This is a genomic window from Chromatium okenii (assembly GCF_016583745.1).
Taxonomy (GTDB): domain Bacteria; phylum Pseudomonadota; class Gammaproteobacteria; order Chromatiales; family Chromatiaceae; genus Chromatium; species Chromatium okenii.
The window spans coordinates 93,914-104,704 of record NZ_NRRQ01000003.1; the positions used below are offsets into that span (position 1 = coordinate 93,914).

A 10,791-nucleotide genomic window follows, 5' to 3' on the forward strand; every position below is an offset into this window, starting at 1 on the left:
GATGGCTGCGCCAGCCGATTTGCGTCCCCTGCTCGCCAGCTTGCCGCTGCTGCCGGGCGTGTATCGGATGTTGGCGGCGGATGGCGCGGTGCTGTATGTCGGCAAGGCGAAGCTGTTGAAGCGGCGCGTGAGCAGCTATTTCGGGCGAGCGCAGGCGGGGCGCATCGGGCGGATGGTGCGGTTGATCGCCGATATTCAGGTGACGGTGACGGGCAGCGAGACGGAGGCGCTGCTGTTGGAAAGCAATTTAATCAAGGCGTTGCAGCCGCGTTTTAACGTGCTGCTGCGCGACGATAAAAGTTATCCCTATCTCCATCTCAGCGCCCACGAGTTCCCGCGTTTGGCGTTGTATCGCGGCAGCCGCAAGATCGCCGGACGCTTGTTTGGCCCCTATCCGAGCGCGGGCGCAGTGCGCGAGACCTTGCAATTGCTGCAAAAGGTGCTGCCGGTGCGCCAATGTGAAGACAGCGTGTTTGCGCATCGCTCGCGCCCGTGTCTGCAATATCAAATCAAACGCTGCACTGCGCCCTGCGTGGGGTTGATTGATGCGGCGACTTATGCGGCGGATGTGGCGCAGACGGTGCGTTTTCTCGATGGGCGCAGTGCGGAATTGGTGACGGAATTGGCGGCGGCGATGACGCAAGCGGCGGAGGTATTGGAATTTGAACGGGCGGCGGTGCTGCGAGATCGGCTGATCACGCTGCGCGAGATGCAGCGCCAGCACACGTTGGGCGATGAGCGCGGTGATTTAGACATCATCGCGCTGGCGCAGGATGGCGGTTTGTGCGCGGTGCTGGTCTGTTTTATTCGTGGCGGGCGCAATCTCGGTACGCGCAGCTTTTTTCCGCAGGCACCAGCGGAGACGCTGCCGACGACGCTGCTGCGCGGCTTTCTGCTGCAATTTTATGCTGACAAAGCCGTGCCGCCGGAGGTGATTGTGAGCGTTGCGCCGGATGAGCTGGCGCTGTTGGAGCAACTGTTGAGCGACCGCGCCGGGCAGCAGGTGCGGATTAAAACCAAGGTGCGGACGGAGCGGGCGCGACTGCTGGCGCTGGCGCAGGAAAATGCGCTGGTGGCGCTGCACACGCGGCTGGCGCGGCAGTCAAGTTATGCGCAGCAGCTCGCAGCGCTGGCGGCGGCACTGGAATTGCCGATGCTGCCGCAGCGGTTGGAATGCTTTGATGTGAGTCATACGCAGGGCGAGCTGCCGGTGGCGTCGTGCGTGGTGTTTGATGCGACGGGGGCGCAGACGGCGGAATATCGGCGGTTCAATATCGACGGGATCACGCCGGGCGATGATTATGCGGCGTTGGAAATGGCGCTGATGCGGCGGTTTCAAGCGCCCGATCTCAAATCCCCCCAACCCCCCTTTTTCAAAGGGGGGCTTTCCTCTTCTCCCCCCTTTGAAAAAGGGGGGTCGGGGGGGATTTCAATCCCAGAGGTGTTATTCATCGACGGTGGGCGCGGACAATTGGCGGTCGCGGCGCGAGTGGTGCAGGCGCTGGGCATCACTGGAATGACGTTGGTTGGTGTGGCGAAGGGGGCGGAGCGGCGTCCGGGCACGGAACAATTGTGGTTATTGGGTCTGGAATCTGCGCCCGTTATACTGCCTGCCACTGCGGCAGTGCTGCACCTGATCGCGCACATTCGTGATGAAGCCCATCGGTTTGCGATCACTGGTCATCGCCAGCGCCGCGCTAAAGCCCGCACGACCTCGGCTTTGGAGGCGATTGACGGAGTTGGGGCAAAACGCCGCCAACAGTTACTCAAACAATTTGGCGGTTTGCGCGGGGTGGCGCAGGCAGATGTGGCGACACTCGCTGCCGTTGATGGCATCAGCCCGGTGCTCGCTCAACGCATTTATGCCGCCTTTCACGACGCCCCGCACACTTAAAAATACGATGTGGAATCTACCCAACCTATTGACGCTGCTACGGATTATTTTAATTCCGGTGTTTGTCGTCGTGTTCTACATCGACGCACCGTGGGCGGCTTACGCAGCCGCTGCCGTGTTTGGCATCGCTGCGCTCACCGATTGGCTGGACGGTTATCTGGCACGGCGTTGGGCGCAAACCTCGCCGCTGGGCGCATTTCTCGATCCGGTCGCCGATAAATTGATGGTCGCAGTGGCGCTGGTGGTGCTGTTGCAAGCCGATCCGCGTTTGCTGCTGGCGCTGCCGGTGATGGTCATCATCGGACGGGAAATCACGGTGTCGGCGCTGCGCGAGTGGATGGCAGAAATTGGCGCACGCGCAACGGTGGCGGTGTCGCAATTGGGCAAGGTCAAAACGACGCTGCAAATGATTTCAATCGCGTTGCTGACGTTGCGCGAGTCGATGCTGGGTGCGTGGGTGTATCCGCTGGGGCTGGTGCTGCTGTATGTCGCCGCACTGCTGACGCTGTGGTCGATGGTGGTGTATCTCAGCGCCGCGTGGCCGTGTTTATCCGGGGCGCAATCGACTTATAAAAATGACATGTCATAAAACGCCGTCAGTTTAACCGCCACAAACGCCAACGGCCTGCAACGAAATCGTTGCAGGCCGTTGTTTTGTCTGGCTCCCTGGGACGGGCTCGAACCGCCGACCTAGTGATTAACAGTCACCCGCTCTACCGACTGAGCTACCAGGGAATGTTGTGAGCCGCGAATGATAGAGACCCCACGCGGTGCCGTCAAGCGCACCGTCTTATTGCCAGCCCTCGCGTTGATTCCACCGCCTTGATGCGCACAATGACGGGCGCGTTATTTCAAGACGCCACCGCCATTGCCTCTCCATTCGGTACGGAAAACCATCGCCATGATTGCTTATCTCGTCCGCCGTGCGCTTTATGCGCTCCCCATTTTAATTGGGGTGAATTTATTGACGTTTATCCTGTTTTTTGTCGTCAACTCGCCAGATGACATGGCGCGAATGCAGCTCGGCGACAAGCGCGTCACGCAGGCAGCAGTCGATAGTTGGAAACAGGAGCGCGGTTATGACCGCCCGCTGCTGTTGAATCCCACCGCCACCGGCATCGCCCAGTTCACCGATACCATTTTTTTTGAGAAATCCGTGCGCTTGTTTGTCTTTCAATTCGGCACCTCGGATGCGGGACGCGACATCAGTTACGACATCAGCCAGCGGATGTGGCCGAGTTTGGCGATTGCAGTGCCGGTGTTGCTGGTCGGGCTGGCGCTCAATATCAGCTACGCGCTGCTGATCGTGCTGCTGCGAGCGACCTATGTTGACCTCGCCAGCACCGTGTTGTTGGTGGCGCTGCTGTCGATTTCCGGTCTGTTTTACATCATCGGCGGGCAATTTTTACTCAGCAAATTGCTGCATCTCGCGCCAATTTCCGGTTACGACACCGGCATCAATGCGTGGAAATTCTTGGTGTTACCCGTGTTAATCGGCGTAGTGAGCGGCATCGGTGCCGGCACGCGCTGGTATCGCACGCTGTTTTTAGAAGAAAGCAGCAAGGATTACGTCCGCACGGCGCGGGCAAAAGGTTTGAGCGAACTGCGGGTGTTGGTGCGCCACATTCTCGGCAACGCCCTGATTCCGATTTTGACGGGCGTGGTGGTGATTTTGCCGCTGCTATTTATGGGCAGCCTGTTGACGGAATCCTTCTTTGGTATTCCCGGACTTGGCAGCTATACCATTGATGCCATTAGCAATCAGGATTTTGCCATCGTGCGAGCGATGGTCTTTCTCGGCGCGGTGCTCTACATCATCGGACTGATTTTGACTGATCTGTCCTACACGCTGGTTGATCCGCGTGTACGGCTGCAATGAGGTGGTTATGCCATTGATTCCAGTAGTTTTGTGGACGGATGCGCTGGTATTTATCCTGCTGGCGCTGGGCGTGGGTTTTGGTATTTACGCAGCGCAGCACGAGCATTTACGCGCCCCGTGGCGGCAAGTGCTGCACACGCGGACGGGCGTGATCACGCTGCTGGTGCTGAGTAGTTACGCGCTGATCGGCATTCTCGACACCGTTCATCTGCGCCTCAAACTCCCGCCCACGACTGCCGCAGCGCCCGCGCAGTACGCGCCCGAAGTGGTCAGCCTGCTTGATCTGGCGCTGCACGGTTTGCGCGAGCGGCAGGAAAAAACCTACTCCGCGCCGTTGGCGACGCATTTATTTACCAAAGAAGTGATTGAACAGCCCGACGGCACGTTGCGGCGCGATTACCCGCGTTTGCTGCACGGCGGGCGTCATCTCACCGCGCCAGCCAGCGAGCGCAGCGCCGATCTCGGCTGGCGCACGGTGCGCGGCGCAGTCAAAGGGCTGGCGAGCTGGGCGCTGCTGACGGGCGGCATCTTGTGGCTGGTAGCGCGGCGGCGCGGTGAACCGCTGGCGCAATACTGGCTGGCGCTGCGGCGCAGTCCGCACCTGCAACCGGGGCGCACCGCGCTGATCACGCTGGCGGTGCTGATGAGCATTGGTTTTATCGCCGCCGAATTAGCCGCCGCTTATCACTTATTTGGCACCGATAAAGTGGGCGAAGACGTGTTTTATCAAGCACTGAAAAGCGTCCGCACTGGATTACTAATTGGAACGCTCACCACTTTAGTGATGTTACCTGCGGCGCTATTACTGGGAATTGCGGCGGGATATTTTCGCGGCTGGGTGGATGATTTGATCCAATATCTTTACACCACCCTCAATTCAATTCCCGGCGTATTACTAATTGCAGCGGCAATTTTATTGTTGCAGGTTTATCTTGCAAATCACGCCAGCGAATTCACCAGCGCAGTGGAGCGAGCGGATTTACGGCTGCTGTTTTTATGCCTGATTTTAGGCGTGACCAGTTGGACGGGATTATGCCGTTTATTGCGCGGCGAGGCGCTGAAATTGCGCGAAGTGGATTATGTGCAAGCAGCACAAGCACTCGGCGTCGGTCACTTCACCATCATCACTCGCCATTTACTGCCGAATGTGCTGCATATCGTGTTAATTACGGTGGTTTTAGATTTCAGCGGTTTAGTTTTAGCAGAAGCAGTGCTGTCTTACGTCAACATCGGCGTCGATCCGACCATGAATAGTTGGGGCAATATGATTAACAGCGCCCGTTTAGAATTAGCCCGCGAGCCAGTGGTGTGGTGGTCACTGACAGCGGCGTTTATTTTTATGTTCGTGTTGGTATTGGCAGCGAATTTATTTGCTGACGTGGTGCGTGATGCGTTTGATCCGCGCCTGCGGTGAATGCCAAGGTTCTGAATAATTGAGCGCCTGCATTTGATTCAACTTCCTCAGCATTCCTGCTGCGGTTGTTGAATCTAAACCCTGCATTGCTCAACCAGCCGATTTATGTTGATGTCACGTTTTCCGCAGCTTTTTTAACCGCAAATGTTTTACTCTGCCAAAAATGATCAGATTTAATTTGCCGCTCGCTCGCATCAGCGTTGAGTGCTAGGACAGATTGAAATAATGACGCCATTTGCTTATGATTGGTTGCGGGTTATACTATGCAAAGTTCCCGCATCTCTTTTCACCGCAGTTGTTTATTGGAGCATTCATCATGCCAAAAATTATCAAGTTTGATTTACCCATCGACGGCATCAGAGCAAAGAACATTGAGGAAATCCGAGACCATTTCACCCTTGAAATTCTCGCTCATTTCCGCAGCGGGCTGTTGGCAAAATGGCTGGCGGTGCGCAAATTGAACACCGAATTGGAAGCACTACAGGCAATTGACACCAGCGCCGACGATCAAACGGTATTCAAACGCTTGTGCGAGATTTTCACAGTTGAAAATGATGATGCCGTGATTGCAGTCTTGTTTAATGATCCAACACCGAAAATCAGCTTGACAGTTGCGGAAATAATTAAGCAAAGTGAAACCGCCGATAAGATCATCAATCTTGCTGATTTGTTACCTATTAAAGCAAACGAATTAAAATTATTTATGAATCGTCTTTTAACTGTAGATGAACTCAGTTTAGACAGAATTGATTTTATTTTGCGATCCGCGCATGGAACACTGATTTTTAAGTCATGTGAAGGGATAAACGAAAAACAGATCAATGGTCGTTATCGAGATTTAGGGGATGGTACTGTGTTTGATGTGCATACTCGTCTGCACTGGATGCGCTGTGCATTAGGGCAGATTTGGACAGGCAATACTTGCAAAGGAGAAGCGATCGAATACAACAGGGATGATGCACACAATGCAGTTGCTGAACTGAATAAACGGGGCGGTTATGCTGGATATTGTGATTGGCGTTTACCGTCAATTGATGAATTAAAAACGTTGGTATATTGCTCTAGCGGTAAGCCTAAAATGTGGAACGATACTGGTAAACTCTGCGAAGGCGACTATAATAAACCGACGATTGATTTAACTGCTTTTCCTAATACACCAAGTTCGTGGTTTTGGTCAGGTTCTCCCTATATCGAAAACCCTTACGGCGCGTGGAGCGTGTTTTTTTCTAATGGTGATGCTTACTACACCATTTCGGGAGCCGTCCGGCTCGTCCGCGGTGGACAGTGATTTTGATCTTTTTGCTTTTCTAATTGCGCACTAATACATTGTTCAATCTCAAATTTACTGGAGCATTCATCGTGCCAAAATTTATCAAATTTGATCTACCCATCAATGGATTAAAAGTGAAGAACATTAAAGAACTGCGCGATCATTTTACCATTGAAATTCTCGCTCATTTTCGTAGCGGATTACTGGGTAAATGGCTGTTTTCTTGCCAATTGCAAAATGAATTGGCAGCAGTGCAGGCGATTGAAACCACCAACGATCATGCGGTATTTAAACGTTTGTGTGAAATTTTCGCAGTTGAGGTTGATGATTCGGTAATTGCGCTCATGCTCAATTACCTAACACCCGAATTCGGTTTACATCTTGCGAAAGCTGCAACGCAAATTAAGCCTGATGGTAAAATCATCAAGTTTACTGAGTTATTGCCGGTTAAACTTGGTGAAACTAAATTATTTATGAACCGTTTTTTGGATTTAGATTCACTCCATTTGAAAGGTGCGGAGTTGATTTTACAATCAAAAAATGGTGCCTTGATGTTCAAATCGTGCAGAATTGTAAAAATGATTGGTGATCGCTATGCAAATTTGGGCGATGGGACAGTATTGGATATACACACAAATTTGCAATGGATGCGCTGCGCATTAGGGCAGAATTGGACAGGCAATACTTGCAGCGGAGCAGCAAAAGGATATAAATGGGACGAAGCACACAATGCGGTTGCTGAATTGAATAACAATGGCGGTTATGCCGGATACAGTGACTGGCGCTTACCTTCAATTCATGAATTAAAAACATTGGTGTATTGTTCCAGCGGTCAGCCTAAAACATGGAACGATACCGGTACATCATGTGAAGGTAACTATAGTAAACCCACAATTGATTTAATCGCATTTCCCAATACACCGAATACACGGTTTTGGTCTAGCTCGCCCGATACCTTCCTTTTTATATCCACCGCGTGGGGCGTGTATTTCGACAGTGGCTACGCCGGCCACAACTTTCGGAACGACAACCTCCACGTTCGCCTCGTCCGCAGCGGACAGTGATTTTGATCTTTTTGATTCTTTAATTGCACAGATTATGTGCTTTCATTTCATCGTTATCGAGATTCCAATTTATGCCCAACTCTCTCATTGAAACAATTCGCGCTCATGTTGAATCGCATTATCCGCTGCTTTATTTACTCACTCATGCCGAGAATGAAGCCGACGCGCTCATCCGCGATCTCGCTGACGACCGCAAAATTCTGGAATGGAATATGGCGCGGGGCATGGTCGATTTCGCCACCAAGCGCCCGCTCATCGCGTGGTGCGATCTCGCCACTGCGCTAGATAACTTGTTAGATCAAGACCTTGAGCATCACGTCATCGTCATCCGCGATGCCCATCTCGGTCTGCGCGATCAGCCGCTGGCCATCGCCCGCCTTAAATTGTTGGTCAATCGCATCCTTGCCGATGACGACAGCGCCGTGACGTTATTTCTGATTTCCTCGCAGGTGCTCATTCCGCCGGAATTGGAAAAGTTAATTACGCTGTTTGAATTGCCGCTGCCTGATGAAACCGTCATAGGTGAAGAAATAGACACCTATACAACGGCTTATGACATCAATTTAGATTCTGCCAGCCGCAATAAACTCGCATTGGCGCTGCAAGGTTTAACCCGTTATGAAATCGGGCAACTGATCAATCGCAGTTATCAACGCAGCGGCAAAATTGGTCTCAATGATTTGGATTTAGTGCTGACTGAAAAAGCGCAGATCATTAAAAAAAGCGGCATCTTAGAAGTAGTGAAGGTGAAAGAACAACTGCATGACATCGGTGGTCTCGGCAAATTAAAACCTTGGCTGCAACAAAAAAATATGGTGCTATCCAATTGGCCAGAAGCGCGGGCGTTTGGTGTTGAATCACCGAAAGGCGTGATGATTGTTGGAATGCCCGGCTGCGGTAAATCTTTGGCCGCTAAAGCCACTGCTGCGTTATTCAATTTGCCTTTATTAAAACTGGATATGGGTTCATTGATGGGAAAATACGTTGGCGAAAGTGAAGGCAATATGCGCCGTGCGATTCAGGTTGCTGAAGCAGTGAGCCCCTGCGTGTTATGGGTGGATGAAGTAGAAAAGGCGTTTGTTGGGATTGGTAGCGGCGGCGAAGGTTCAGAAGTAGCAACGCGGTTATTCGGCTATTTTTTAACGTGGATGCAAGATAAAACCAAGCAGGTATTTGTGATTGCCACTGCCAATGATATTTCCGCATTGCCGCCAGAATTGCTGCGGAAAGGGCGCTTTGATGAGATTTTTTATGTTGATTTTCCCACTGAAGTCGAGCGCGTTGAGATTTTCCGATTGCATTTAGAGCGTCGCAATCGCTTATCTGCACAGATTCAATTAGAAGACTTGGCGAAAAAAACGCCGGGCTATTCTGGCGCAGATATTGAAGCAGTGGTGAAAGAAGCAATTGAGCAAGCCTTTGTTGACAATTGCCATGCGTTAGATAACGATCGCTTTCAGCGCATCATCAACAACACGCATCCGCTGCGTGAGGTGATGAAAGATAAAATTCAGAAATATGCGAATCGGTTCACAGAAATGAAAATTAAACCTGCATCCTGATTGCGTTATTGGCAAAGATTTGGTAACAGTTCACTCCGACATTGCAATCGTCAATGTCGGGTTTTTATTATTTATAGCAGCATCGCATTTAATCGGAGCGTCAGTATGACTCAACCATCTTCTGAAACTAGCACCTTTGAACTTCTCAACGACGAAGAGGTGCAACAGCGGCACGCCAATCAATTCGCGGTGCAGGTTTTTAACGGCGACGCCAACGCAGAACAGATCAGCACTTTAATCACTCAATTTGTTAGCTCGTATGAAAAACATCGCCATGAAATGCCGTTAAATGAATGGCTTGCTGCTGAATTTCGTCGCTATCCTAGCATTGGAAAAGATGATGCCGAAATTGAATCTACAGCCCGCGAGATCATTGCCAGCGTTCAATCTGCCAACGCTGCTAAAACATCACTTTATGCGCATCTTGATAAAGGCAAAAGCCGTGAGAGTTGGCTGGCAAATCAAATTGAAACCGGCGCAAAAATAGCTGGTGTGACGCAGGTAATTGAGTATGCCAAGCAACTAGATTCTGCGATTACGAATGCGAATAAAGAATTTGATAGAACTGTTTTCACCCAGACCGGTCTCATTAACCAAAATCTACAACTACACGGGTTGATTGCAGAAAGTGAGATTGCTAACCAATTTAATCTCAATGCTCAAGCAAGTCAATCCGATATTCACGCTACCGTATTGCATAGCACGGCATTGAATTCGCATGACATCGTGCTGCATGATGGCGTTGGCAATATTATTCAAAATGTACAAGTTAAATCTTATTCAGATGTTGACCAACTGATTAAAAATGTCGCCGACCATCAGTATCAACAAGGCACAACACTTTTGGTGCATGAAGATCAAGTTGGACGAATGCAGCGCGAATTTCCCGATTTGAACGTGACTTCTAAATTGGAGGTTGGTACTGTTGGCGTCGAAATGCCGAGCCGTGAAGAATTCAGGCAGCTACAAGAAAACGCACAATTCCACAATGAAATCCGTCATTATGAATGGAATGATGTTAATCGAATTGACATTGCTAAAGGTATTGGGGAGCAGATTTTATTAGGCGCAAGTGTGGTTGCAGGAATACAAGGTATTCGTATTTTGGGTCGGCGCATTTGGAATGCCACTAGCGGTAAAGAAAACCCACCAGTCAGTGAAGATATAAAGGAATTTTTTACCAGCTCGATTAAAAGTGGTACGCATATCGGAATCCAAATTGCTATTTCCGGCGCAATAATGGTAGCAGCGCGTAATGGTTGGTTAGGTGCATTATTAGAAAATACTCCAGCATTTTACATTGCCAGTATGGTTTATATCGGTATAGAAAACGCAAAATTATTATTCAAGTTTTCGAGCGGTGAACTTAGCGGACCGGAAACACTCGACGCAATGGGCAATATCAGTTGCAGCGCAATTGGCGGTTTAGCTGGCGCGGGTTATGGAATGACGCAAGGAGTTGCAATTGGTCTGATCTTTGGACCAATTGGAGCAACAATTGGTGGCGTAGTCGGAAGCATTATTGGTGGTTTAGCGGGTCGTGCCATTGGTGACGCAATTTATGCAGGTGGTGAAGCAATTATTAAAACTGCGGTTAGCGTGGTGAACAGCATTACTGAAGGAATTAAAAACGTAGTGCGTAGCATTGCCCGTATATTTAATCCATTGATTTTGTTTTGAGATCACAATTCCATTCTTAAATCTCTAA

At 50.7% G+C, this 10,791-nt stretch carries 8 protein-coding genes and 1 tRNA gene; 8 read left to right on the forward strand and 1 reads right to left on the reverse strand.

Annotated features, from left to right (window positions below; genetic code table 11):
• The first annotated feature begins 1 nt into the window (after position 1).
• Positions 2–1,894 (forward strand): excinuclease ABC subunit UvrC, encoded by a 1,893-nt coding sequence (gene uvrC, locus CKO12_RS01980; protein WP_200153052.1) that lies wholly within the window; start codon positions 2–4, stop codon positions 1,892–1,894.
• A gap of 7 nt (positions 1,895–1,901) precedes the next feature.
• Positions 1,902–2,483, forward strand: a complete 582-nt coding sequence (pgsA, locus tag CKO12_RS01985; protein ID WP_200153053.1) for a CDP-diacylglycerol--glycerol-3-phosphate 3-phosphatidyltransferase — start codon at positions 1,902–1,904, stop codon at positions 2,481–2,483.
• A 70-nt stretch (positions 2,484–2,553) separates the two neighbouring features.
• Here pgsA and CKO12_RS01990 read toward each other — a convergent pair.
• Positions 2,554–2,629: transfer RNA gene (locus CKO12_RS01990), tRNA-Asn, on the reverse strand.
• A 166-nt stretch (positions 2,630–2,795) separates the two neighbouring features.
• On the opposite strand from CKO12_RS01990, the gene CKO12_RS01995 reads away from it, so the two are divergent.
• From CKO12_RS01995 to CKO12_RS02020, 6 genes are all read left to right on the forward strand, one after another.
• Positions 2,796–3,773, forward strand: a complete 978-nt coding sequence (locus tag CKO12_RS01995; RefSeq protein ID WP_200153054.1) for an ABC transporter permease — start codon at positions 2,796–2,798, stop codon at positions 3,771–3,773.
• Between the two features lie 7 nt (positions 3,774–3,780).
• Positions 3,781–5,187 (forward strand): ABC transporter permease, encoded by a 1,407-nt coding sequence (locus tag CKO12_RS02000; RefSeq protein ID WP_200153055.1) that lies wholly within the window; start codon positions 3,781–3,783, stop codon positions 5,185–5,187.
• A gap of 316 nt (positions 5,188–5,503) precedes the next feature.
• Positions 5,504–6,475 (forward strand): Lcl C-terminal domain-containing protein, encoded by a 972-nt coding sequence (locus CKO12_RS02005; protein WP_200153056.1) that lies wholly within the window; start codon positions 5,504–5,506, stop codon positions 6,473–6,475.
• A gap of 212 nt (positions 6,476–6,687) precedes the next feature.
• Positions 6,688–7,521, forward strand: a complete 834-nt coding sequence (locus CKO12_RS02010; RefSeq protein ID WP_242466157.1) for an Lcl C-terminal domain-containing protein — start codon at positions 6,688–6,690, stop codon at positions 7,519–7,521.
• A 71-nt stretch (positions 7,522–7,592) separates the two neighbouring features.
• On the forward strand, positions 7,593–9,083 hold the full coding sequence (locus CKO12_RS02015; RefSeq protein WP_200153057.1) for an AAA family ATPase: 1,491 nt from the start codon (positions 7,593–7,595) through the stop codon (positions 9,081–9,083).
• A gap of 105 nt (positions 9,084–9,188) precedes the next feature.
• A complete protein-coding gene (locus CKO12_RS02020) occupies positions 9,189–10,763 on the forward strand; it encodes a hypothetical protein (protein ID WP_200153058.1) in 1,575 nt (524 codons plus the stop codon).
• Positions 10,764–10,791: the final 28 nt, after the last annotated feature.

Coding starts and splice junctions, on each gene's coding strand:
- uvrC (WP_200153052.1), top strand. CDS start 2: ATGGCTGCGCCAGCCGATTTGCGTCCCCTGCTCGCCAGCTTGCCGCTG.
- CKO12_RS02015 (WP_200153057.1), top strand. CDS start 7,593: ATGCCCAACTCTCTCATTGAAACAATTCGCGCTCATGTTGAATCGCAT.
- CKO12_RS02020 (WP_200153058.1), top strand. CDS start 9,189: ATGACTCAACCATCTTCTGAAACTAGCACCTTTGAACTTCTCAACGAC.
- CKO12_RS01995 (WP_200153054.1), top strand. CDS start 2,796: ATGATTGCTTATCTCGTCCGCCGTGCGCTTTATGCGCTCCCCATTTTA.
- CKO12_RS02005 (WP_200153056.1), top strand. CDS start 5,504: ATGCCAAAAATTATCAAGTTTGATTTACCCATCGACGGCATCAGAGCA.
- CKO12_RS02000 (WP_200153055.1), top strand. CDS start 3,781: ATGCCATTGATTCCAGTAGTTTTGTGGACGGATGCGCTGGTATTTATC.
- pgsA (WP_200153053.1), top strand. CDS start 1,902: ATGTGGAATCTACCCAACCTATTGACGCTGCTACGGATTATTTTAATT.